Genomic DNA, 22,558 nt, shown 5'->3' with positions numbered 1-22,558 from the left:
AATGCGTGGGAAAGCGAGATGACAGCTCATATGAACTTCGCAGCATCCACCAAGATCCTTGTCCTCTCCGACGACGCGGCGGCTGCGAGCTTCATGCTCGACACCTTCGGCTCGTTGTCTCGTTACGAGGTACGCCATATGGCGCTGAAGGCGCTTGGCGAGGCGGCGCGGTTCGATCCGACGCAATTCAACCTGATCGTTCTCGACGTCGACAACGGCGAAATGCTCAACCGTCCGGAGCTTTTTGCCTTCCGCGGACGCCATCGCGACATTCCGCTCGTCGTCGTCTCGGAAGATCTGCCGAATGAAATGCTGCGGCTGCTCTTCCGGTTGAACGGCAACGATTGGCTGAAGAAGCCGCTGGAGCGCCGTTCGCTGATCGACATGATCTCGACGCATGCACCGGGAAGCGGGGCCTCCGACAGCCGGGTCCACGCGGTCGTCTCCGCCGTTGGCGGCGCGGGCGCCAGCGTCATTTCTTCGTCGCTTGCCCATGCCCTTGCCCAGCCCACGAAAAACGCCGCGCCGCGCGTCGATCTGTTCGACATGGATTTTTCCTCCGGGTCGCTCGGCTATTATCTCAACCTCGTCAGCGACTACGACCTGAAGCCGGTCATCACCAATCCGTCGCGCGTCGATCTCGAATTCATCGACTTGGTGCGCAAGCGTCACTCGGGCGGCTTTTCCCTGCTGTCGTTCAAGCAGCCGTCGGTGCTTCTCGCGGCCAAGGGCGCCGAACTGGTGCTGCGCATGCTGGACGTCGCGGCCTTCGAGAGCGATCACACGGTCATCGACATACCCTATTACGAGACGCCGTGGAAAACCGACGTGCTTTCATCGGTCAACAGCGTCTACATCGTGACCGAAATGACGATCCCGGCACTCCACCAGGCGAAGGATCTCTTCCTCAACCTTGTGCGGCTGCGCGGCAATGCGGATTCGATCTTCGTCGTCATCAACAAATATCGCACCAAGCTCTTCAGTCTCGGCGTGCGCCGGCAGCAGGTGGACAAGGTCTTCAAGGACACGCACGCCCATATCGTTGCCTATGACTGGGATACGCTCAGCGAAGCGCTGAACCGCGGCGTGCTGCCCTTCGAGGTGAACGCGCGCTCCGGCTTCTGCAAGGCCGTCAACAAGCTCGGAGCGCTTGTCCGATGATGGCACACATGCGGATGGGCAGCGAGGAAATGCCGGCGCGGCGCACGGGCGGAGCGCCTCTACGGGCGATCTTCATAGCCGCCGCGCTCGCTCTTGCGGCTTCCCCGGTCGCGGCTCTGGCGACCGGCCTGGTGCCGCGAAGCCTGGGGCCGGCCACGGGGGTCGTGGTGACCGCGGAGCAGAACTACCCGGCCGGCACGATCGTCATCGTCAGCGACAACCGAACGCTCGATCTCGTCGTCTCCGGCAACCGGGCGATCCGCTACAGGATCGGCGTCGGCCGCGACGGCTTCCGCTGGAGCGGTGTCGTGAAGGTCGGCCGAAAGGCCGAATGGCCCGACTGGCGGCCGCCGGCCGAGATGAAGGCGCGCGCGCCGGAGCTTCCCGAACTGGTCCCGGCCGGGCCGCTCAATCCGATGGGCGCGCGCGGGATCTATCTCTACCGGGGAAAGGCCGACACGCTCTACCGCATTCACGGGACGAACGAGCAGTCAACGGTCGGCGATTTTGCGTCCTCCGGATGTTTCCGCATGAGCAATGCCGACGTCATCGATCTCTACGACCGAGTGAAAGTCGGAACGACGGTGATCGTGAAATAGTCGAACGGAGTGAAAGGCTGATGGCAACCGGGTTCATGGGACGTTTCTACAAGCAGCAGCCGGACGAGCGTGAGTTCCCGGAAAGCGCCGATGCGCCTCCCGCCGGCCCGGCCGCGAACGTGGCCGCCCCGGTCGCTCAAGCCGCCGTTGCGTCTGCCGTGGCCGAAGACGATACGCCGCTCGGCCGGGATATGGTCGCCGAACGGGTCAACCTGCACCGCTATCTCTTGGACCGGATCAACCTCGGCATTCTCGACACGCTCGACAACGAAGAGATCGCGACCGAGATCAGGCCGCTCGTCAAGGACTATATCCGGCGCAACAATTTCCCGCTGAATGCGGTGGAAATCAACGACCTGATCCGCGACATCACCGACGAGATGCTCGGCCTCGGGCCGATCGAGCCGCTGCTCGCCGACGAGACCATCGCCGACATCCTGATCAACGGCCACAAGAGCGTCTATGTCGAACGGCGCGGCAGGCTCGAGAGCACCGCCGTCCGCTTCAAGGATGAGGATCACCTGCTCCGGGTGATCAACAAGATCGTCTCGGCTGTCGGTCGCCGCGTCGACGAATCGACGCCGATGGTCGATGCCCGCCTCAAGGACGGTTCGCGCGTCAACGTCGCGATCCGGCCGATCTCCGTCGACGGCCCGCTTGTTTCGATCCGCAAGTTCACCCGCAAGCCGCTGACGCTCGAGCGCCTCGTCGAAAACGGCGCGATGGCGAACGCCATGCGCATCCTCCTGAGCGCCGCGGTCAAGGGCAAGGTGTCGATGATCATTTCGGGCGGCACCGGCTCGGGCAAGACCACGCTGCTCAATGCCCTCTCGTCGCAGATTTCGCCGGCAGAGCGCCTGATCACCATCGAAGACGCGGCCGAACTGCAACTCCAGCAGCCGCATGTCGGCCGGATGGAAACCCGGCCGCCGACGCTCGACGGCCGCAACGAGGTTCGCCAGCGCGAACTCCTGAAAAACGCGCTTCGCATGCGGCCCGACCGGATCATCGTCGGCGAGGTCCGTGGCGAGGAGGCGTTCGACATGCTGCAGGCGATGAACACCGGCCACGAAGGCTCAATGACGACCATCCATGCCAACACGCCGCGCGATGCGGTCGGTCGACTGGAACAGATGGTCGGCATGGCCGGCATGCCGATGTCGCAGCTCAGCATCCGCTCGCAGATCGCCTCCGCCATCACGCTCATCGTTCAAGTACAGCGCCTGAGCGACGGCAGCCGCAGGATCGTCTCGGTTTCCGAGATCACCGGCATGGAGGGCGAGGTCGTCCAGATGCAGGAGATCATGCGCTTCAAGAAGACGGGCACGGGAGAGGACGGCCGCATCCAGGGCGAATTCCGCGCGACTGGCCTGCGCCCGCGCTTCGTCGAGGAATTCGCCGAACTCGGGATCGCGGTGCCGGCCGCGATCTTCGAACCCGGCAGACCATTGCAAACGGGGCCTGCCCAATCATGACGCTCATCCTGCTTTACGTGGCCGTGTTCATCGCGGCGCTGATTTCCGCCGAAGCCCTGCTGCGTGGCTACTTCCGGACGTCCGAACGCCACAGGGCGGTGAACCGTCGACTGAGCCTGCTCGATGGCAGCGAGGATCACGGCAAGGCCTACCGCGACATGCTGAAGCAGCGCGGTGCCGGCGAGGACTGGCGATCGCTTCCCCTGATGCAGCGGCTGAGGCAGTTCTACACCCAGTCCGGCATCAAGTTCGATGCGAAGCGATTTCTGCTCTTTGCGGTCGCGGGCGCACTCTTTGTCTGGTTTGTCGTCCAGTTCCTTGTGCCGAGCAACCTGATCCGGATTCCCGTTTTTCTCGCGGTCTGCCTCCTTGTTCCCGTGCTTCTCGTCTGGCGTGCACGGGCGAGCCGCATGCGCAAGTTTACGGAAAAGCTTCCCGAAGCGCTCGATGTGGCCAATCGAAGCCTTGCGGCCGGGCATCCGCTGCCGGCGGCGATCGCGCTCGTCGCGCGCGAAATGCCCGATCCGATCGGCAGCGAGTTCGGCCTGCTGTCAGATGAACTGACCTATGGGGTGACGCTCGACGACGCGCTCGTCAATCTTTCCGACCGCGTCGGTGTCGAGGACCTGAACCTCCTGGCGATCTCGCTCAGCGTGCAGGCCGGGACCGGCGGCAATCTCGTCGAAATCCTGCAGAACCTTTCGAAGACTCTGCGCGACCGGTCGATGCTGAAGGCCAAGGTCAAGGCGATCTCGTCGGAAGGGCGCATCACCGCGATCTTCATGTCGCTTTATCCGTTCCTTCTCTACGCGCTGATCAAGGCGCTCTCGCCGACCTATTTCGACCCCGTCTGGGATAGCGGCTACGGGACGATCGTCGTCACCGTGCTGCTCGCCATCATGGCGGTCGGAAACGTCATTCTCTACAAGATGGTCAACTTCGAGTACTGAGGCGGCGATGTCGAGCGAGTACGGGATCTACCTCATCGTCTTCTTCTCGGTGCTGATCTTTTCCGGCGCAGCGTCCGAACTGATCTTCCGGCGGCGCGAGGTCGGCGTCCGGCTGTCGGAAACGAGCGCGAAGGCGGGTAGCGAAGAATTCCAGCTGGGAGACGCCGCAATCGCCGATCTCGGCGAGGCCGAAAATCGTCTGATCCGCCGCTATTTCGAGATCACCCGACGCGACACCAACGCGAATTCCACCCAGAACCGGCTGATCCGTGCCGGCTATTTCAGCGCCAACGCAGTGACGGTGTTTCAGGTAATCCGCGCCGTCGTGTGTCTGGGCATTGTGGCCGTCACCGTCTGGGCTCTCGGCCGCTTCCTTCCCGAACTGTCACAGTTCGCCATCCTCGTGATGGCGATGTTTGCGGCCGGCATCACCTTTGTTCTGGTCAATATCTATATCGACCGGCGCGGTGACGCGAAGGAGCGGGAATATCGCCGGCTGTTTCCCGATTTCATGGACATGCTGATCGTCTGCCTCGACGCCGGCATGAGCCTGGAAGCGGCGGCCAACCGCGTCGCCCGGGAATTCGTCGATAAGCGCAAGGATTTCGGCCTGCATCTTTCGATCATGATGCTGGAAGTGCGCGGCGGACGCCGGCTGCGCGAGGCCTTGGCCAACCTAGCGGCGCGTTTGCGGATCGACGAGGCGCGTGCGCTTTCCGTGCTCTTCCGCCAGTCGGAGGAACTGGGAACCAGCGTGACCCAGACGCTGCGCGTCTACAGCAAGGAAATGCGCGACCTTCGGGTGGTGCGGGCCGAGGAGAAGGCCAATGCCCTGCCGATCAAGATGCTGCTGCCGCTCGGCGCCTTCCTGTTTCCAGTGAGCCTCATCATCGTGCTCGTGCCCATCGTCATTCGTGTCGTCAGTCTTCTCTCCGGCCTCAAGCCCGGCGGTTAAAACAGCGAGGTCTCCATGCACTATTCGCCCGATCAAGGCCGTGAAGACCTCGCGCTGACGTTCGATCCCCGAATGCCGCTGGCACCCGCTGGCGTGGGGGAAACCGGCCTCGAACTGTCCTTCATGCTGCGCCTGGCAGCAAAATGCGCAGCCGAGCAGGATACCGTCACCCCGTCGCATCTCGCCGGCCGGATGAAATTGCCGAAAGCGGTGGTCAATCAGCTCGTCAAGGAGCTGGTGAAGCTTGCCTTCCTCGAAGCGAGAGGGCTCGCCGGCGAGGACGTCAAATCGGACATCCGCTACGCCCTTTCGACGAAGGGTCTCGAATACGCGCAGGCGGCGTTGCGGCAATCGCAATATGTCGGACCGGCGCCGGTGTCGCTCGACGCCTTCTGCCGGCAGCTCGGATTGCAGTCGATCCACCATGAGCGGGTGACCCAAGACCGGTTGATCGAAAGCCTCGAGGGGCTGGTGCTATCGCCGTCGCTCGTCGACAAGCTTGGTCCGGCCATGAATTCGGGACAGTCCATCCTGCTTTACGGACCGCCGGGCAATGGCAAGACCAGCATCGCCGAACGCTCCGCGCGGCTGTTTGTCCAGACGATCTGGGTGCCCTATGCTGTCGAGGTCGGCGGCTATGTGATCAGCTTCTATGACGAGGCCGTGCACCGGCCGGTTTCCGAGGCGTCGGGAAATCCGTATCCCAAGGCCGACCAGCGATGGGTCGAATGTCGGCGGCCGGTGATCAAGACCGGCGGCGAACTGACGCTCGACCTCCTCGATTTGGCCTTCAGCGACGGCTCGAACGTCTACGAGGCCCCGCTGCACCTGAAGGCCTCGGGAGGCGTGTTCATCATCGACGATTTCGGCCGCCAGCAGGTGCTGCCGCAGGCGCTGATCAATCGCTGGATCGTGCCGCTCGAGCGCGGATACGACTTTCTCACGCTGCATACGGGCAAGAAGTTCAAGGTCCCGTTCGATGAGCTTGTGGTTTTCTCGACCAATATCGCCCCGAAGGATCTCTCCGACGAGGCGGGTCTGCGGCGCCTCAAGTACAAGATATTTGTGAATAACCCCTCGAAGGACGAATATATCCGGATCTTCGAGACTTATGCACGCGAAGTCGCGGTAGAGATAAAGGCCAGTGATTTGCACCTGTTCTATGAGCGTAAGTACTGCGGCGCATCGCTGGCGTCCTGTTACCACCCGAAGTACCTGCTGGATTTCATCAGGTCCTATTGCGAGTTCAACACGATGCCGAAGGTGGCTTCGCTGGGAATGCTGGAGCGGGCGTGGGAGGGTGTGTTCACGCTGGACTAGTGCATGTTTCCTTCAATCGCAGTCGATTTAAGGACAAAAACATGCACCAATTCAAAGTGCTACAGCGTCCTTTGCGCGTCTGATCAGACGCGCGGTGCTGTAGGTTGCGTGTGTTATTAAGGAATACCTGAAATACTGATGCGATGAACTTCAGGGACTTGGCCCTGCTTGCGGCGGAGTGATGCGAATGACCACTATTCCGGATGTCGATGTCGAACCTGACGGCGCGAGGCAACGCGGCGAGCGGCCGGCGAAAGAGCCGAGCCGTTCGAAAGGCGCCTCCCTGATTGCGATTGCGCTGTTGCTGCTACCGATCAATGCCGGCATTCTCCTTTACACGGCGAAGAATGCTGCCGATGTGCGCGAAAGCCGCGAGACGCTTGCCGCGCTCAAGCGCTCGATCGACGGCCTGAAAGAGCTGGTCGACAAGCAGGGCCGGCACATAGCCAGAAGTGCCAAGGGCGAGGACGTGGCAATCGTCCGCCAGCGTTTGGAAAGCCTACGCAAACAAGTCGCCGATTTTGATGCCGGCATGCGTTCCGGTCTGGTTGCCTCCGGCGGAAGCCTGATCATGAGCGCGCCCGGAAAGAGCGTGACACAACGGCTGGAGCCATCAGGGACCACGGTCTCCGTCGGACTTGAGGCCGCGGATGACAGCCTCGCCTTGGCCGATGCCGACGGCGTATCCGTTGCGGACTTGCCGCATTACGAGCGATCGGTCTCGCCCGAGGGCAAACTTATTCTGCGGAAGGTGCGGTAGTTCTTACTGCATGCGTCCTTTGCGCATCTGATCAGACGCGCGGCGCTGTAGATTTTCGCGAGGGGGTGGCTTCTGCGAGAGTCGCGTGAAGATGGATCAGTCGGAGCGGAGCTTCCCTTCATAGGCTATGGTCCCGATCCGGACGCTTCAAAACGGCTTGTCTTTTCTCGGCCCTATCGCTGCGCGAACCTCACGCTGTTTTTCATGAGTTCCAGGTTTCGGGCCGTGGTCTCGTTTGTCGGATCGAGTTCGTACGCCTTCAGGAAGTAGCGCCGGGCCTTGGGCAAGTCGCCCCGCAGAAGGTGCGAATATCCGATATTGTTGTAGTAGACCGCCGTGTTGCCGATCATGCCGGAGAGTTGCTGGTAGGCACGGTCGGAGGTATCAAACCGGCCGATCATGTCGGCGGAGGCGGCGAAGCCCAACCAGGCGGACGGATCCTTGGGGAAGACCGCAACGGCGCGTTTGTAGATGGCATAGGACTTGCCGTAGTTCTTTTCCTGGAACTGCAGCTTTCCCGTCGTTACCAACTCATCGTTCTTGTAGAAGGCGACGGCCGAATCATCTTCGAGGGTTTTCGCACTGTCGCCGAACGCCGCTATGTCATCGAAAGCAGCTGATTGACAGCCGGCCAGCGCAAACCCGCCCGCAAGTAACAAGGTAAGGCATCTGATCCGTGATCTGACCTGAGAAGTTGCCATTCATTCCCCCAGTTTTTGGGCAGCGTAGCCTTGCGCATGCAAGCACTCACGGGAAATCTTCCTGAAAAAATGCTAATAAATGAAGAATTGAAACAACGAGTCGCATTAAAGAGACACATCGTGTATCTGAGGCCCGCGTCGGCATTTGCCGACACATACACGATGAGCAATGTTCCGGTCGAGTTGCCTGTGTAATCGGTCGTGCCGGTCCGAGCAGGAAAGCGACGATCGGTAAGCCCCAGTTAAGCGTCATCTTATATACGAAGAGTGTCAGAGCGGCCGCGCTCCAGTCAAAGGGGATGCCAACGCATGCGCGCTTTAGTTCTCACGGTTCTTAGGCTCGGCCCCTGTGGCGCCTATGGCTTGGCGGCTATGTTTCTGGGCAGCATGGTTCTGCTCGCAAATTATCCCGCGAGCGAGTCCGCCTGGTTTCTCTACATGACGATACTTCCGGTCATGCGCGAACCGGTCTTCATGCTTCTCGCCGTCCCAGGCATCGGGCTTTGGGGTGCTGCTACAATTCTGCTACTTGCAGCACTTTTCGGCATCCTTCTGGCGATCCGCCCAGACCGATATCCGCGCATAGGTTTCGTCCACGCGCATGTCGCGCTGATCGCGACCGCGCTTGCCATGATGCGAGCGGCAATCGCCCAGGCTGGTCTTTCGGGGCTCTCGCTGCCGCAGATGCTGCGCGGCGACTGGGCCCTCCTGCCGCTCGCCCATTCGCCGCTTGGGACCGCGCTTTTTGTCCTCGTCCTCGCTGCATGTGTCTGCTCTCATGCCGCAATCATCAGGCGTATCCGCGCAAAATAGCGCGACCATCGGCGCTGCGTCTTGCGCGTCCATGTCCGACAACCGTGAGCGGGGCCGCATCGGCGCGCAAAGGGTGATGAACCGGCTCGATCTGCGAGCCTCTTTCGGGCCAAAGCCCTGCACTCGCCCGAAAGCGATCTCTCACTCGCGTGCGGCGAAAGTCCGGAAATTCGCTGGTATCCAGGTGTTCGATATGGCGGCCGCGCATGAGCACGCATCCGCCGGGCCTGCACTGTTGGCAGACCATGCGCAAGATGGCCATTCCGCAGGCCTTGAAGAAAGTGATTTCGCGACAGGGGGGCTATTCATCGGCTCCTTTGAGGATACGACACTGATCAAGATCGCATTTTTCCAATGGAAGATGTAACGGTGAACCCTACAGCGTTGCAGGAAACATGCAGTCAGCGCCGAAATTGAATGTCGTGGAGGACAGGAATTGGTTGAACGGACGTACTTCGCGCCGAAGGGTGGCGCGCCCACGCAGACGGAACTGCTGACCGGGCGCGCGGTTTTCACGGAAGCCTATGCGGTGATCCCGAAGGGCGTGATGATGGACATCGTCACAAGCTATCTTCCCTTCTGGGAAAACACGCGCCTCTGGGTTCTATCGCGCCCGCTTTCCGGATTCGCCGAAACATTCTCGCAATATATCATGGAGGTCGCACCGGGCGGCGGCAGCGATCGCCCTGAACTCGATCCCGCGGCCGAAGGCGCCCTTTTCGTCATGGAGGGCGAGGTTACCGTCGAACTCGACGGTCGGCCGCACGTGCTTCGCCCGGGCGGTTTCGCTTTCATCCCCCCGGCGAGCGCCTGGCGGCTGCGCAACCATGGGAGTGTACCAGCGCGATTCCACTGGATTCGCAAGGCCTACGAGGCTGTCGCAGGGCTCGATGCGCCGGAGGCATTCTTCACCAACGAGGCCGACATCACGCCCGCACCCATGCCCGGCACCGACGGCAAATGGGCGACGACGCGGTTCGTCGATCCGGCGGATATGCGCCACGATATGCATGTGACCATCGTGACCTTCGAACCCGGTGCGGTCATTCCGTTCGCGGAGACCCATGTCATGGAGCACGGGCTCTATGTTCTCGAAGGCAAGGCCGTCTATCGGCTGAACCAGGATTGGGTCGAGGTCGAGGCGGGCGATTTCATGTGGCTGCGCGCCTTCTGCCCGCAGGCTTGCTACGCCGGTGGTCCGGGCAATTTCCGCTATCTGCTCTACAAGGACGTCAATCGGCATATGCGCCTGTCGCGATAGGGCCGGCCTCAGATCAGCCGCTCGTCGAAATTGGGGCGTGAGCGGATGAACGACCAGAGCGCCTTGCTGATGTCGGTGATCTCGCGGATCGCGTTTTCGAGACGCGCCAGTTCGCGCGCGTCGAGTTGCTCCACCTTGCCGTAGCGAACCTCCTTGTCGTCCTCGACCAGGCGCATCAGCTGCGTGCTCGATATCTCTCCCTGCTCATCGAAGGAGTAGATACAGTGGCTGTACTTGTTGCGCATTTTCGACTGCTGTTTCAGGCGCTCGGTGATCGACAGGACCTGGTCGCGCGTTTCGGGTGGGGTCGCCGGCAGCTTTGCCAGGCGCTCCGTGAGGTCGATGCGCGCGCGTGTGGTGTTCAGCGTCAGGAAGACGATGATGGCCGATTCCTTGTCGACCTTCAGCAGGTGCGCGATGATGTAAATCAGCAGGCTTTCGGTGTTGGTCCAGACGTAGTTCAGGCGACCAACCAGCAAAAGCACTTCCTGGGCCGCCGCCATGACGTTACCTCTTAGGTCTCCTTGAACGCCCGCGACATGCTGTCGGTGATCGGCTTCGTCAGATATTCGAAGAACGTTCGTTCGGATGTGGTGATCAGGACTTCGGCCGGCATCCCGGGTACCGGGTGGAAGCCGTGGATGCGGTTGATCTCGCTGGCAGGCACCTCCACGCGGACGATGTAGACATCGCGTTGCTGCCCGCCGGCCACTTCCTCGATGGAATCGGCCGAGACATAGAAGAGCTTGCCTTTCAGAACGGGCGTCGTGCGGCGGTTCAGCGCGGAAAGGCGTATCGTTGCATCCTCGCCGACCTTGAGCTGATCGATGGCCGTTCGAAGCACCTGCGCCTCGATGATCAGCGGCACATTGGCTGGCAGGATTTCCATGATCGGTTTGCCGGTCGCGATCACGCCGCCGGCGGTATGGAAATAGCTTCGCACGACCGTGCCGTCGACCGGGGAGCGAATGGTGGCACGGTCGAGCACCTCGGCCGCCTCGCGGGCCTGCTGGCGCACGGCATCAAGGTCGGCCTCGGCCCCTTCCAGGCCGTCCAGCGCGGTCTGCTTGTTGGTGTTGATGGCAATGACAGCTTCCTGGCGATAGCGATCGATCTGTGTCTGGCTTTCCCTCACTTCCGATTCGAGCCGGCCGATCTCGCCCATCGCGTCGGCGATCGCCCGGTCGAGCGCCAGGAGCTCAGGTCGTCTGATCAGGCCGCTTTGGGCCAGCCTGCTCTTGGATTCGCGCTCCTCCGCCAGGATCTCCATCTGTTTGTTGAAGGAGGCCCGCTGCAGATCGTAACCCTTGGCGCGAAATTCGAGGGAGCGAATGTTCTGGTCGATGAGGTTCAGTTGGTCCCGCAGCTTGATCTTCTTGCTCTGAAAAATGACGTTCTGGCTTTCGATGATCGCCCGTACATCTGCATCGTCCGCCTGCTCGGCGACGATCTCCGGTACCTTGAAGGTGTCGCTGCCCATCGCTTCCGCCCGAAGTCGCGCGACCACCGCTTCCAGGCGAAGGCGTTTGAGGTTGAGCATGCGCGCATTGGCGCGCGCCGGGGTCTGGTCGAGCTTCACCAGTATATCTCCGGCTCTGACCTTGTCTCCTTCGTCGACCAGCAACTGCTCGATGATGCCGCCTTCGAGGTGCTGGATGATCTTGTTGTTGCCGTTGGCGACGAAACTTCCCTGGGCGATGATCGCCGCTGCCAGTGGTGCGGCGAAGGCCCAATAGCCGAAGCCGCCGAAGGACGCCGCGATCAGGGCTAGGCCGGCGAAGCTGTGGAGCCTGATCGAGCGGGGGACCTCGGAATACCATTCCGCGGCATTGTGCGGATCGGAGCTTTTCCTGCTCGGGCTCATTGGCGACCTCCGCGAATACGAGGCTGTGCTCCGTCATGGTTCGGCGCCCCGCCAAGCGCGGCGAGAACTTCGTTTCGCGCGCCGAACATCGCGACGGTCCCTTCATTGAGGACCATGATCTTGTCGACGCATTGCAAAAGGGCCGGGCGCTGGGTGATGGTCACGGTCGTGATGCCCTGGTTCTTCGCATGAAGAATCGCACGGGCGAGAGCGGCCTCGCCATTGCTGTCGAGGTTCGAGTTCGGCTCGTCGAGGACGACGAATTTGGGATTGCCGAAGAAGGCTCGCGCGAGGGCAATCCGCTGCTTTTGTCCGCCTGAAAGGGGAGCGCCGTCTGCAGCGACCACTGTCTCGTAGCCCTGTGGGAACGTGGCGATCAGGTCATGCACGTCCGCGAGCACGGCCGCGTCGTAGATCATGGCATCGTCGACATCGTCGCGCATGCGGCAGATGTTCGCTTTGATCGTGCCGGGAAAGAGCTGCACGTCCTGCGGCAGATAGCCGATGCTTTCGCCGAACTGACGCTGATCCCAGTTTCTCAAGTCCATGAGATCGAGCCGGACGCTGCCGGATGTGGGCAGAATCGATCCGACCAGCATCTTGCCGAGCGTCGTCTTGCCGGAGCCCGAGTTGCCGATGATGGCAAGCGCTTCTCCCTTGGCGAGCGAGAACGATATGCCGTTGAGGATCACGCGCTTCTGTGGCGGCGGCACGAAGAGGATGCGTTCGACATCGAGCCGGCCCTCCGGGTTAGGCAAGCGCAGCCGGGGGAAATTCAGCGGCGAACCCAGGAGAAGTTGCCTGATCCGGCCATAGGCCGTGCGCGAGTGATTGAGCTGGTTCCAGCCCTCGATCGCGCCTTCGACCGGAGCGAGCGCACGGCCCGCGATGATGGAAGCGGCGATGACCATGCCGCCCGTCAGTTGTCCCATCATCGCCAAATGCGCGCCCCAGCCGAGGAGCGCCACCTGGGTGAACATGCGCACCGCCTTCGAGGCGCCGGCGAACATGATGTTGCGGTCTTGGGCATAGACCTGCGCCTTGAGCGAGCCGGCCGTCTCGTGCCCCCACATCTTCACCGCCTCCGGAATCATCGCCAGCGCATTGATGATCTGCGAATTTCGCGACATCGAATCGAGATGAAAATTCGCGCGGCCGAGGTAGCTGTTGGCCTCGCTGAACGAGCGCGTCGTCGCTTTCTGGTTGAGATAGGCAATGATGAAAAGAACGATGCAGCACGAGACGACAATCAGCCCGAGCTGTGGCTGGATCAGATAGACGACGACGACGAAGAGCGGGGTCAGAGGTGCGTCAAGGAACGAGATCAGCGTACCGGAGGTGATAAAGGCGCGAAGCTGCTGCAGGTCGCTCAGCACCTGGTAGTCTCGTCCGTTGCCGTGCAGAGATGCCCGCGCCGCGGCGCTAAGGATCGGTGCGCCGAGTTGGACTTCGATCTCGACTGCGGTCCGCATCAGAATGAAGCGGCGAATGGCGTCAAGAATGACCTGCAGAGCGATGGCGCCGAGGACGGCGATCGTCAGCATGAGCAACGTATCTTGCGACCGGCTTGTCAGCACCCGGTCGGAAATCTGGAACAGGTAGATCGGGATGGCGAGGACGAGAATGTTGATCGCGACAGTGAAGACGACAACGATCAGCATGTTGTGCCGGACGGCAGCCAGGCAGTCTTGCAGGCTTGCAGCGAAGTTTACCGGCCCCGTGCGCCTGTGAAACGTGTCCTTTCCCTCTCCGCCATTGTCGGCTGCGGACTTCCCGCCGGTGTCACGCGCGGTCGGACGGCGCTCACCCTCGCTGAAAGGGCCGGGTTCGTTGTTGATCGTCGGCGATAACGGCCGACTGGGCAGGCTCTTGAGCGCATCGTTCTTGCCGCCTTCGCTGCCGCGTGTCTTTTTCTTTTCGCTGCCCGGCTGCTCCCGAGGCGGCGATGGGCCTTCTGCGTCCTCATCGGACTCTTTCGGTTCCTCACAGACATTGTTGATGGGATCGACGGAAACTTTGGGCGTGCCAGGTAGTTTCAGCTCCGGTGCGGAGTGCGACAACGGTTTGCCTTCACCGACATACCGTTTGGAAAGGTGGTTCATGGCACTCCCTCGCGATCGCCGTTATGTCAGCACCGTGTGCATGACGTCGTTCCACTGATTGTCGCACCACGACGTCTCGTTGGCGGTATCGCCGGCGTGCTCGCCGAGGCCCGGTGCCGGATCGTCTTCGCCGACGAATGCAATCACCTCGTTTACGAGCCCGTCCGGCTGGAAGTTCAACGTGTCGCCATCCCGGCCGATGTCGACAATCCCGGACTGGATAAGGATGGTATCGGAATAGAGCTCGCCGCCGACATAGGTCGTGTGGCCAAAGCTGTCGTAGTCGATGATCTGGGCGACATTGACCACCGCATTGTCGCCGACGTGCACGGTCACTTCGGTATCGGTCCCTTCCGGAGCTTTGACGGCGGTGTAGGTGACTGCGTCGGCGTCACCGAGAATGCTGACCTGTTTGATGACGTTGACGTCATAGAGATTGCCGGTGATGTAGAGGACACGCAGGCCCGTGTAGCCCGCGAAGTCCTGATCGTGCGCCAGTGCTTCCGGCAGGTCGTTCGTGCCCTCGCGAATATTGTCGACGGCCTGGTGCATATAGTCCGGCACGCCCTCGAAGCGCTCGTTGTCGCCGATGTTTTCGATCGATGCGCTGTTCCAGACGAGATTGCCGCTTTCATCGAGGATGATGCCGTTGCCGGCGGAGATGCCCTGGATCTGATCATTGTCGTAGAGGACCGAGACCTGGCTGATGATGTTCATGTCCAGGATATGGCCGCCTACGATCACAAGGTCGTGCTGAGTGCCGAAATCGAGGAACGAGGCGAAATTGACCGCAGCGTTTCCCCCCGTGAGCACGGTCGTTTCCACGCCGCTGGTCGTGATCGCGACGGTATCGTTGTCGCTGACGAAATTATACTGTTCGATCCAGTGAACGATCGACAGATCGCCCTCGACGACGTCGACGCGCCAGCTCGTCGGGAAGGCCGACAATTGGTCTGCGGTGTCTGCTGTCTCGCGTGCCGGCGCCTCGAAATCGTGATGCTCGAAATTTGCGATGTTCATGGCGATGGTTTGCGAGACGGCTTCGTGAGCGCTCTCGGCGAAGGAGCCATTCACCTTGCCGTTATCGGCGTAGACGTAGGATTGCGAGATGACGTCGATCTGGTGGTAATCGCCCATCACGACCGTGACCGATGCCGCTGCGCTGCCACTGACGATGCTTGCGAAGCTGCCGACCGTGTTGGCTCCCGCCTCGACGTCCAGCGTGCCGCCACTGTTGCTGTCCGGCTGAACCGCCTCGTCGACATCGTTTGCGCCGGCGGATGGGAGTGCGGTGGAGTGACCAACGGGCAGGAAGTCGGCGAGTTCGGGAAGAACCTCGACAGGCGTGCCGTTCACATGGACGCCTTCGATGTCGTCCGCTGCGAGAACCGTTGTACCGCCGTCGTCTTCCGGCAGATCGACCGGCGCGACCGTTCCAAGCGACGGGACCGGCATATGGTCCACGGGCGTAGCGGGATCGTTCGGCGTCTGCGGCTCTTCGGCACGCACCGTCGCAGCGAGGGCCTTGAGATTCGCGGCAAGTGCCGAAAGCGCATCGACACTGTCGATCTGGCTCAATTGCGCGAGCGGTGAGGCACTCGTTGCTTCCGCGACGTATTCCGCGAGCTTTTCGGTGACGTAGCTCGTGTCACCGGCGTCCATCGGTGAACCGCTCATGTTGAGGACGTCGTCATCGTGAATGAGATTGACCTGCAGGATTTGGCCGCTGCCCGGATCCGGGCTCTCCTCGACGATCGGCGCATGTTGTGGTCCCGCATGATGCATTGCCGCGTGGTCCGGTACGATGTCGGACGGACCGGCCACGGTGTCGAAAAGTGTTGGCTGGACGACCAAGCCGTCCAGCGAGACCGGATCCGGGGCGTGGTCGTCGGCGAATTGCGTGCGCCCGACGAAATCGAAGCCGTCGAGCCGGTAGCCGGATGGTTGATAGGAAATGTCCGGATCGTAGTCTTTCAGTTCGAAAGAGCACTTGAACTGGGGTAACGGCGTGTCGCCGCCGGTGTCCTCGGGTGCGGGCTTCCAGATTTCGCTTCCCTGCAGATATTGATGCCTTATGCGTGCCTCATCGGTCGCCGTCCCGAACAGCCCAAGGAAATGCGCGACGATTTCGTTGACCTTCTCCGCGTGCATTACCCCGATCCTTCCCTCCGGCAGCAAAGGGAGACCTCGGCGGGCCGACCGGCGATTGCCAAGGCGCGTTGAACCGACCCCAAATCAACCATCCATCTGTGCACCGGTGCGGCCAGCCAGCACACATGCCTTCGTCTCCAAGGATCAATCAACCGTCGCTGTCCTGCCCAATAGACGTCACGTGCAAGTCGCCGCCGACGACATTGGCGTCGACGGCGTTGCTAAGGAGGTTCGCGCCCTGAACGATCTCTTGATGGAAATCCCCGTTTGCAAGGGTCGCGGACGCATCGGCCTTGGCACCGGCATCAAGCTCGTGGCCGGCCTTGAGATCCCAGTCGGAGCTCGTGCCGAAGTGCATGCCGTCGCCGCTTTCCGCATGCCCGCCATCCGCATGCGGAGCGTTGTCGGCATTGGCGTTGCTCATCTTGACGCTATAGGCATGGTCCTGATCAGCGAGGGTGTTTGCCTGCACGATGGTGAAACCGGCGTCGCTGCCGACGGCACTCAGCGAATGCTCGAGGATGCGATCGAGGTTCAAGCTGAAAGAAAGGTCGTCGCCGAGATCGAACGTGACATCAGCCCCGATGCCGACATTGCCGAAACCGCTGGTGTCGTCCAGTGCAGGAGGTTCACTGACGGAGGGATGGGTGTCGCGGTGGTCAACGGTTTCCTTTGCGTCGAACTTGCTGGTGGTGTTGCCGTCGGCAATGCTGCGATGGCTCGGCGCGTCGAAGTCGACTTTCGGGACATTGACGCTGCCATTCGCAAGCCCGTCGGCAAGCGCGCCAACTTTCAAGTCGTCATCGGTGTTGATACTGTCGTCGGCCCGAAAATCCTTTAACGGGGTATCGGTCATCTACAACTCCCTTCGCAGAGGGAGCCAGCGCCGAAACCCTTTCATCTTTTATAGGATTCTTGCGGAGCTGGCTCTCTTTTGAAGTTCAGACGAATCGTTATAAAAGATAATTCGCCTGTTGGGTTCCGATATATTCCCTTTGTATTCATAGTATAATTGCTTGTATGTACTTCGACATAAATTGCTACGTACTACAAATACTGGTTACATCATATGTCGAGTAGCAGCTCGATATATGTACTCCGCGGCTGCGACGCATGATACAAGAGCAGTCCGTGGGTCGTGCAAACTCCAGCGCGACGATGGTAGTGTGAGCCCGAATGCGGAGGAGTAAAAGACATCAATTGTGGTTAGTCTCTTGTATTCAATGGCTTTTTTGAATCTTTCACCTTGCCGATCAGTGCGGTTAACGTAATGTTAATACTTGTGAATCTGGCACACTGCGTTTGAGAGGGGTTCTATTTGCGGTGGGGCCTGCAGTCATACGGGCTATCGGCGAGCAATAGGAATTCATAGGCTAATTCAAATTGTTAGGCTGGCTCGCACGACGCTGTCGCGTACACGCGGCAAAACCGTGGCATGCCAATTTTGGTTGTCTTATGCTGCATCTACCACCTTCGATGGGGGTAGCGCATAATCCGTTGTAGCTATGCCCGTGGCTCGCCCATGCGCCGCGCATCGCGGTCCGAGCGAAGGCTGGCATCCACCGCACCACCATTTTTCCAGTGGCAGCGATCGCCTGGAATTCCCCCTCGAAAACCAGGGGTGCCTGGCTCAGCGCCCTTTCGAAGCCGACTAGCCCAAAATTGGTTCGTTTTCGAACGATTTAGACGCGAACCCGACGAGCATCTAACCCTTTTGGGTGGTTTCGCCTCCCCCATCTTTACGATACATTAGCTATAGCGAATTTTTTATTCGTTATTATTGCGCAGTATTTGAAGAAATTTTTCAAACGCGGGCTGCTCCAAGTGGGGTTGGAACACCCATTAAAATAAATGGGAATTTCCCAAGGAGGGGATAAATGTACCGTACGAGCTCGGACCTGAGCGATTTTGAAGACAACAACAAAGTATTACCTACGAAAAGTAAGATCGTAATGCTCGCCAAGGTGGACCTGTTCGCTGAATGCCTGATGCAGGCGGTCGGGGGGCGGTTTCAGGGCCAGGATGTAGTCAGTCTGTCCGATCCGGAAAGCCTGCTTGACGGCAACCTCGTCGACGTCAGGCTGGTCATGCTTTATCGCTTACCGGTGGCGACCTTTCCGTCCGTTCTCAGGATGATCCATGAATTCCACCCGAAGGCCGCGATCGGGCTTGTGGTGGAGGATGCGGAGGCGCTCGATTCATCGATCGCTGGCTTTGTCGATGAAGGACTGATTCACGGCGTGCTGCCTCTCAATCTGCATCTGGACGTCTGCCTGACCGTCATCGATCTTCTGATGAAGGGCGGCGAACATTTTCCGGCGGCGCTGCTTAGGCGCCTTGCTCCGGTAAGGCTCGCCGGCGAAGCTCTTCGCGTCCGGCGGGAAGCGGTCGTCGAAGCCTTTGTTGCCCCGGAGCCGAAACGCGATGCAGGCATGGGCGTGCTGACAGCGCGCGAGGTGCAGATTCTCGATCTGATCTGCATGGGGACACAGAACAAGATCATTGCCGATCGTCTCGGCCTGTCGGAAAACACCGTCAAGGTCCATGTGCGCAACATCTACAAGAAGATGAACGTGCGTAACCGGACGGAGGCCGCCTCCCGCTATTTCACGCATGAGGCGGACCGCGGTATGTCGGAAGTGCGGCTTGGTTCCCGCTGGAACTGACGAGCATCCGAGGCGTCATCAAACGAAAGGCCCCTCGCTGCCGGCGAGGGGCCTTTCTGCATTCTCGGCACTGAAACCTATTCGGCGGCCTGCGGTCCAAGTGCGCCGCGGCGGATCTGATCGGCCTCGATCGATTCGAATAGGGCGCGGAAATTACCCTCACCGAAGCCCTCATCCCCCTTGCGCTGGATGAATTCGAAGAAGATCGGTCCGATAACGGTTCTCGAGAAGATCTGCAGCAGGATCTTCGTCATGCCGCCATTCACCACGCCTTCGCCATCGATCAGGATGCCGTGCTTCTTCATCCGGTCGATCGGCTCGTCATGGCCGTGGACACGCTCGCGTGACATTTCGTAGTAGGTCTCCGGCGGGCCGGGCATGAACTTGAGACCATTTTCCGCAAGCTTGTCGGTTGCGTCGTAGATCGCTTCGGTTCCGACCGCGATGTGCTGGATACCTTCGCCCTTGTACTTCTTCAGATATTCCTCGATCTGACTGGTATCGTCCTTGGATTCGTTCAAGGGGATGCGGATCTTGCCGCAAGGCGAGGTGATTGCGCGGCTGACGAGGCCGGTGATGCGGCCGTCTATGTCGAAGAAGTGGATCTGCTTGAAGTTGAACAGTTCACGATAGAACGCCCACCACTTGTCCATATTGCCGCGATAGACGTTATGGGTCAGGTGGTCGAGATAGTAGAAACCGACGCCGGTGGGCTTCGGATCGCGCTCGCCCAGCCATTCAAACTCGGCGTCATAGGCCGAGCCCTTGTCGCCATATGTTTCGACGAAGTAGAGGAGCGAGCCGCCAATACCGACGATTGCCGGAACATCAAGGCACTTGTCGTTGCCGGTGTAAGGCTCGGCACCGTTGGAAACGGCGTGTTCGAACGCATGCTTCGCATCGACGACGCGCCAAGCCATCGACGGGGCGCAAGGACCGTGCTTGTCGACGAAGCGCATGGCATGGGAGCCCGGCTCGGCGTTGACGATGTAGTTGATGTCACCCTGCCGCCAGACAGTGATGTCCTTCGTCCGGTGCTTGGCGACGGCCGCATATCCCATGCGCGCGAAGAGCTCCTTCAGCTTCTCCGGCTCGGGATGCGCGAATTCGACGAATTCGAAGCCGTCCGTCCCGGCGGGATTCTCCGCGCTGATCTTTGGGGGTGGTGCGTCGTGCGGAAACGGGCCCATCGGAAACCTCCTCTTCATTCTTCCAAACTTTGCTGGAGTATGGCGCAGATCCGATGCATGATGCTTGTATTCTTGCGTGTTTTTGGTGAGTCAACGCATGAATTGTGCGGCAGGGCAGGCGAGGACGCATGAATGGAGCAGCTTGACGGATTCGATCTCAAGATCCTCGGCGAACTGCAGCGCGATGGCCATCTGACCAACAACGAATTGTCCGAGCGCATCGCGCTTTCCCCATCCCAATGTTCGCGGCGGCGGTCACGATTGGAGACGGAGGGCTATATCACCGGTTATCAGGCGCAGATCGACCGGCAGAAGCTGGGGCTCGATCTGATGGTGGTGATCTCGGTGACGCTCGCCACGCACAATCGCGACAACGCCAAGCGTTTCGGAAAGCTCGTGTCCGGTTTGCCGGAAGTGCTGGAGGCCTACGCGTTGACAGGGGAGATGGACTATCACCTACGTGTCGTGACACCGGATCTCGCAGGGCTTTCACGTTTCGTCAACGACGTGCTGCTGCCGCACGACAGCGTCCAGCACGTGAAGACGTCGATCGTGCTCGAAACGCTGAAGAGTTTTGAAGGGCTGCCGATACCGGAGCGGGTGAAGGGTTAGCCGCCTTCTGGCGTGGCCGATTTCTTCATCGCACGTTCGACGCCGCGCAAGCCCGTGGAAAGTGCCTTCATGTCCTCCGTTCCGAGCATCGAAAGCAGCTCGGCCTGATAGCGGCTGGCGAGCTCGGTCAGTTCCTTGTAGGCCTGCTCACCCGCGGGCGTCAGCGCCAGATGCTCGAAACGGCGGTCGCGACCGTCCTCCTCGCGCTTCAGCCAGCGGCGCTGTTCGAGGCTGAAGACGGCGCGGCTCACCTTCGTCTTGTGCATGCTGGAATGCGCGCCGATCTCGGTCGCCGTCATGCTGCGGCCGGAGCTGCCGAGTGCGGCGAGCGTTCGCCATTCCGGACGGGTGAGCTGGTAGCGCGCCCGGTACTGCGCCGCAAAGCGCAGCGCGACGAATTCCGCCGCCCGGTTGAGCCGGTAGGGCAGGAAGCTCTCCAGTTCGAACTCATCCCGCGCCATCGCTTCCTTCCTTGATAGTTACAAAATCAATAGTTACGATTGCAACCAATATACCGAGGAAACGAGGAGGTTCAAGCCATGTTGGAAAAGGCGGAAAAGCAAGGCGAAGCCGGCACGGTCGCGGAACGGGCGCTCTCCTACATGCCCGGATTTGGCAACGACTTCGAGACCGAGAGTCTGCCGGGCGCCCTGCCGCAAGGCCAGAACAGCCCGCAGAAATGCGAATATGGACTATACGCGGAGCAGCTTTCCGGTTCTCCGTTCACCGCGCCGCGAGGCACCAATGAGCGCTCCTGGCTCTACCGCATTCGCCCGAGCGTCAAGCACACCGGACGTTTCAAGAAGATCGACTATCCGCATTGGAAGACCGCGCCGCACGTTGCCGAGCATTCACTGGCGCTCGGTCAACTGCGCTGGAGCCCGTTGCCGACGCCTTCGGGAAAGCTGAATTTTCTCGAAGGTATCCGTACCATGACGACCGCCGGCGATGTCCTGACGCAGGCGGGGATGGCGGCCCACACCTATGTCTTCAATGCCGACATGGTCAACGACTATTTCTTCAATGCCGACGGCGAGTTGCTGATCGTGCCGGAAACCGGCGCCATCCGCGTCTTCACCGAACTCGGCAAGATGGACGTCGAACCGTCGGAAATCTGCGTCGTACCGCGCGGGACGATGTTCAAGGTCACCCGGCTCAGCGAGGAAAAGCTCTGGCGAGGCTACATTTGCGAAAACTACGGCGCGAAGTTCACGCTGCCGGATCGCGGGCCGATCGGTGCCAATTGCCTCGCCAATCCACGTGATTTCAAGACGCCGGTCGCTGCCTACGAAGACAAGGAAATGCCTTGCCGCGTCCATGTGAAATGGTGCGGCTCCTTCCATGTCACCGAAATCGGCCATTCGCCGCTCGATGTCGTTGCCTGGCACGGCAACTACGCGCCCTATAAATACGACCTGAAAACCTTCTCTCCGGTCGGCGCGATCCTCTTCGACCACCCGGATCCGTCCATCTTCACCGTACTGACGGCCCCTTCGGGCGAGGAGGGCACGGCCAATGTCGATTTCGTCATCTTCCCGCCGCGCTGGCTGGTCGCCGAACACACCTTCCGTCCGCCCTGGTACCACCGCAACATCATGAGCGAGTTCATGGGGCTGATCTATGGGCGCTACGACGCCAAGGAGGAGGGCTTCGTGCCGGGCGGCATGAGCCTGCACAACATGATGCTGCCACACGGGCCGGACTTCACCGGTTTCGAGAAGGCATCGAACGGGGAGCTGAAGCCGGTGAAGCTCGACAACACCATGGCCTTCATGTTCGAGACCCGATTCCCGCAGCAATTGACGAAGTTCGCCGCGGAGCTCGAGACCCTGCAGGACGACTACATCGACTGCTGGTCGGGGCTCGAACGGAAATTCGACGGCACGCCCGGAATCAAGTGACATCCGGTGAGGAACCGTGACATGCTGCCTACAGCGCCGCGCGTCTTTTAAGACGCGCAAAGGACGCTGTAGTGAGC

Annotated in this window: 21 protein-coding genes; 13 read left to right on the top strand and 8 right to left on the bottom strand. The window is 60.5% G+C overall.

From position 1 onward, the window contains the following. Positions 1-18 precede the first annotated feature (18 nt). The 7 genes from FKV68_RS18310 (at position 19) to FKV68_RS18280 (ending at position 7,220) form a co-directional block, all read left to right on the top strand. On the top strand, positions 19-1,161 hold the full coding sequence (locus tag FKV68_RS18310) for a pilus assembly protein (RefSeq protein WP_180939201.1): 1,143 nt from the start codon (positions 19-21) through the stop codon (positions 1,159-1,161). A gap of 29 nt (positions 1,162-1,190) precedes the next feature. Next, entirely contained in the window at positions 1,191-1,760 is a 570-nt protein-coding gene (locus FKV68_RS18305) for a L,D-transpeptidase (RefSeq protein ID WP_180941559.1), read from the top strand. Between the two features lie 20 nt (positions 1,761-1,780). Beyond that, positions 1,781-3,235 carry a TadA family conjugal transfer-associated ATPase gene (locus tag FKV68_RS18300; RefSeq protein WP_180939200.1) on the top strand — a complete coding sequence of 485 codons (1,455 nt, stop codon included), beginning with the start codon at positions 1,781-1,783 and terminating at the stop codon, positions 3,233-3,235. Then, positions 3,232-4,185, top strand: a complete 954-nt coding sequence (locus tag FKV68_RS18295) for a type II secretion system F family protein (RefSeq protein ID WP_180939199.1) — start codon at positions 3,232-3,234, stop codon at positions 4,183-4,185. Before FKV68_RS18300 ends, FKV68_RS18295 begins: the two co-directional genes overlap by 4 nt. Before the next feature lie 7 nt (positions 4,186-4,192). Continuing rightward, on the top strand, positions 4,193-5,140 hold the full coding sequence (locus tag FKV68_RS18290) for a type II secretion system F family protein (protein WP_180939198.1): 948 nt from the start codon (positions 4,193-4,195) through the stop codon (positions 5,138-5,140). 15 nt (positions 5,141-5,155) lie between these two features. Beyond that, positions 5,156-6,460 (top strand): ATP-binding protein, encoded by a 1,305-nt coding sequence (locus tag FKV68_RS18285; RefSeq protein ID WP_180939197.1) that lies wholly within the window; start codon positions 5,156-5,158, stop codon positions 6,458-6,460. A gap of 187 nt (positions 6,461-6,647) precedes the next feature. Further along, positions 6,648-7,220, top strand: coding sequence for a hypothetical protein (locus tag FKV68_RS18280; RefSeq protein ID WP_180939196.1), 573 nt, complete (start codon positions 6,648-6,650; stop codon positions 7,218-7,220). A 173-nt stretch (positions 7,221-7,393) separates the two neighbouring features. On the opposite strand, the gene FKV68_RS18275 is transcribed toward FKV68_RS18280, so the two are convergent. Next, the gene (locus FKV68_RS18275) at positions 7,394-7,921 is read right to left on the bottom strand and encodes a tetratricopeptide repeat protein (RefSeq protein ID WP_180939195.1); all 528 of its coding nucleotides are present in this window, start codon (positions 7,919-7,921) and stop codon (positions 7,394-7,396) included. A gap of 309 nt (positions 7,922-8,230) precedes the next feature. On the opposite strand from FKV68_RS18275, the gene FKV68_RS18270 reads away from it, so the two are divergent. The 3 genes from FKV68_RS18270 (at position 8,231) to FKV68_RS18260 (ending at position 9,995) form a co-directional block, all read left to right on the top strand. Further along, positions 8,231-8,734: a hypothetical protein gene (locus FKV68_RS18270; RefSeq protein ID WP_180939194.1), complete on the top strand. Its 504-nt coding sequence runs from the start codon at positions 8,231-8,233 to the stop codon at positions 8,732-8,734. 31 nt (positions 8,735-8,765) lie between these two features. Next, positions 8,766-9,101 carry a hypothetical protein gene (locus FKV68_RS18265; protein WP_180939193.1) on the top strand — a complete coding sequence of 112 codons (336 nt, stop codon included), beginning with the start codon at positions 8,766-8,768 and terminating at the stop codon, positions 9,099-9,101. A gap of 69 nt (positions 9,102-9,170) precedes the next feature. Next, positions 9,171-9,995 carry a bifunctional allantoicase/(S)-ureidoglycine aminohydrolase gene (locus FKV68_RS18260; RefSeq protein ID WP_180939192.1) on the top strand — a complete coding sequence of 275 codons (825 nt, stop codon included), beginning with the start codon at positions 9,171-9,173 and terminating at the stop codon, positions 9,993-9,995. 8 nt (positions 9,996-10,003) lie between these two features. On the opposite strand, the gene FKV68_RS18255 is transcribed toward FKV68_RS18260, so the two are convergent. The 5 genes from FKV68_RS18255 to FKV68_RS18235 all read right to left on the bottom strand — a co-directional run bounded on the left by FKV68_RS18255 (position 10,004) and on the right by FKV68_RS18235 (position 16,968). After that, positions 10,004-10,498, bottom strand: a complete 495-nt coding sequence (locus tag FKV68_RS18255; protein ID WP_180939191.1) for a hypothetical protein — start codon at positions 10,496-10,498, stop codon at positions 10,004-10,006. 11 nt (positions 10,499-10,509) lie between these two features. Next, positions 10,510-11,859: an HlyD family type I secretion periplasmic adaptor subunit gene (locus FKV68_RS18250; RefSeq protein WP_180939190.1), complete on the bottom strand. Its 1,350-nt coding sequence runs from the start codon at positions 11,857-11,859 to the stop codon at positions 10,510-10,512. After that, the gene (locus FKV68_RS18245) at positions 11,856-13,961 is read right to left on the bottom strand and encodes a type I secretion system permease/ATPase (RefSeq protein ID WP_180939189.1); all 2,106 of its coding nucleotides are present in this window, start codon (positions 13,959-13,961) and stop codon (positions 11,856-11,858) included. The genes FKV68_RS18250 and FKV68_RS18245 overlap by 4 nt, the downstream gene beginning before the upstream one ends. 21 nt (positions 13,962-13,982) lie before the next feature. Then, on the bottom strand, positions 13,983-16,112 hold the full coding sequence (locus FKV68_RS18240; RefSeq protein ID WP_180939188.1) for a hypothetical protein: 2,130 nt from the start codon (positions 16,110-16,112) through the stop codon (positions 13,983-13,985). A 148-nt stretch (positions 16,113-16,260) separates the two neighbouring features. Next, the gene (locus tag FKV68_RS18235; protein WP_180939187.1) at positions 16,261-16,968 is read right to left on the bottom strand and encodes a fibrinogen-binding protein; all 708 of its coding nucleotides are present in this window, start codon (positions 16,966-16,968) and stop codon (positions 16,261-16,263) included. A 1,021-nt stretch (positions 16,969-17,989) separates the two neighbouring features. Between FKV68_RS18235 and FKV68_RS18230 the strand changes: the two genes are divergently transcribed. Continuing rightward, positions 17,990-18,778: a helix-turn-helix transcriptional regulator gene (locus FKV68_RS18230; protein ID WP_180939186.1), complete on the top strand. Its 789-nt coding sequence runs from the start codon at positions 17,990-17,992 to the stop codon at positions 18,776-18,778. 77 nt (positions 18,779-18,855) lie between these two features. On the opposite strand, the gene hppD is transcribed toward FKV68_RS18230, so the two are convergent. Next, the gene (gene hppD / locus FKV68_RS18225; protein ID WP_180939185.1) at positions 18,856-19,968 is read right to left on the bottom strand and encodes a 4-hydroxyphenylpyruvate dioxygenase; all 1,113 of its coding nucleotides are present in this window, start codon (positions 19,966-19,968) and stop codon (positions 18,856-18,858) included. 132 nt (positions 19,969-20,100) lie between these two features. Between hppD and FKV68_RS18220 the strand changes: the two genes are divergently transcribed. Then, on the top strand, positions 20,101-20,580 hold the full coding sequence (locus FKV68_RS18220) for an Lrp/AsnC family transcriptional regulator (protein WP_180939184.1): 480 nt from the start codon (positions 20,101-20,103) through the stop codon (positions 20,578-20,580). Here the strand turns inward: FKV68_RS18220 and FKV68_RS18215 are convergent. After that, positions 20,577-21,041, bottom strand: a complete 465-nt coding sequence (locus tag FKV68_RS18215) for a MarR family winged helix-turn-helix transcriptional regulator (protein ID WP_180939183.1) — start codon at positions 21,039-21,041, stop codon at positions 20,577-20,579. The two genes, FKV68_RS18220 and FKV68_RS18215, sit on opposite strands and share 4 nt — an antisense overlap. Before the next feature lie 78 nt (positions 21,042-21,119). Here FKV68_RS18215 and hmgA point away from each other — a divergent pair, with 78 nt between their 5' ends. Beyond that, positions 21,120-22,481, top strand: a complete 1,362-nt coding sequence (gene hmgA, locus FKV68_RS18210) for a homogentisate 1,2-dioxygenase (RefSeq protein ID WP_180939182.1) — start codon at positions 21,120-21,122, stop codon at positions 22,479-22,481. Positions 22,482-22,558: the final 77 nt, after the last annotated feature.

Origin of the sequence: Sinorhizobium mexicanum, from assembly GCF_013488225.1 — a bacterium.
Classification (GTDB): Bacteria; Pseudomonadota; Alphaproteobacteria; order Rhizobiales; family Rhizobiaceae; genus Sinorhizobium; species Sinorhizobium mexicanum.
The sequence above is the reverse complement of the archived record's forward strand: the minus strand, read 5'-3'. Positions and strand labels throughout refer to the sequence as shown.

Excerpts from the sequence above, each read along its gene's own strand:
- FKV68_RS18310 (WP_180939201.1), top strand. The coding sequence starts at position 19 with ATGACAGCTCATATGAACTTCGCAGCATCCACCAAGATCCTTGTCCTC.
- FKV68_RS18305 (WP_180941559.1), top strand. The coding sequence starts at position 1,191 with ATGCCGGCGCGGCGCACGGGCGGAGCGCCTCTACGGGCGATCTTCATA.
- FKV68_RS18300 (WP_180939200.1), top strand. The coding sequence starts at position 1,781 with ATGGCAACCGGGTTCATGGGACGTTTCTACAAGCAGCAGCCGGACGAG.
- FKV68_RS18295 (WP_180939199.1), top strand. The coding sequence starts at position 3,232 with ATGACGCTCATCCTGCTTTACGTGGCCGTGTTCATCGCGGCGCTGATT.
- FKV68_RS18290 (WP_180939198.1), top strand. The coding sequence starts at position 4,193 with ATGTCGAGCGAGTACGGGATCTACCTCATCGTCTTCTTCTCGGTGCTG.
- FKV68_RS18285 (WP_180939197.1), top strand. The coding sequence starts at position 5,156 with ATGCACTATTCGCCCGATCAAGGCCGTGAAGACCTCGCGCTGACGTTC.
- FKV68_RS18280 (WP_180939196.1), top strand. The coding sequence starts at position 6,648 with ATGACCACTATTCCGGATGTCGATGTCGAACCTGACGGCGCGAGGCAA.
- FKV68_RS18275 (WP_180939195.1), bottom strand. The coding sequence starts at position 7,921 with ATGGCAACTTCTCAGGTCAGATCACGGATCAGATGCCTTACCTTGTTA.
- FKV68_RS18270 (WP_180939194.1), top strand. The coding sequence starts at position 8,231 with ATGCGCGCTTTAGTTCTCACGGTTCTTAGGCTCGGCCCCTGTGGCGCC.
- FKV68_RS18265 (WP_180939193.1), top strand. The coding sequence starts at position 8,766 with ATGTCCGACAACCGTGAGCGGGGCCGCATCGGCGCGCAAAGGGTGATG.
- FKV68_RS18255 (WP_180939191.1), bottom strand. The coding sequence starts at position 10,498 with ATGGCGGCGGCCCAGGAAGTGCTTTTGCTGGTTGGTCGCCTGAACTAC.
- FKV68_RS18250 (WP_180939190.1), bottom strand. The coding sequence starts at position 11,859 with ATGAGCCCGAGCAGGAAAAGCTCCGATCCGCACAATGCCGCGGAATGG.
- FKV68_RS18245 (WP_180939189.1), bottom strand. The coding sequence starts at position 13,961 with ATGAACCACCTTTCCAAACGGTATGTCGGTGAAGGCAAACCGTTGTCG.
- FKV68_RS18240 (WP_180939188.1), bottom strand. The coding sequence starts at position 16,112 with ATGCACGCGGAGAAGGTCAACGAAATCGTCGCGCATTTCCTTGGGCTG.
- FKV68_RS18235 (WP_180939187.1), bottom strand. The coding sequence starts at position 16,968 with ATGACCGATACCCCGTTAAAGGATTTTCGGGCCGACGACAGTATCAAC.
- FKV68_RS18230 (WP_180939186.1), top strand. The coding sequence starts at position 17,990 with ATGTACCGTACGAGCTCGGACCTGAGCGATTTTGAAGACAACAACAAA.
- hppD (WP_180939185.1), bottom strand. The coding sequence starts at position 19,968 with ATGGGCCCGTTTCCGCACGACGCACCACCCCCAAAGATCAGCGCGGAG.
- FKV68_RS18220 (WP_180939184.1), top strand. The coding sequence starts at position 20,101 with ATGGAGCAGCTTGACGGATTCGATCTCAAGATCCTCGGCGAACTGCAG.
- FKV68_RS18215 (WP_180939183.1), bottom strand. The coding sequence starts at position 21,041 with ATGGCGCGGGATGAGTTCGAACTGGAGAGCTTCCTGCCCTACCGGCTC.
- hmgA (WP_180939182.1), top strand. The coding sequence starts at position 21,120 with ATGTTGGAAAAGGCGGAAAAGCAAGGCGAAGCCGGCACGGTCGCGGAA.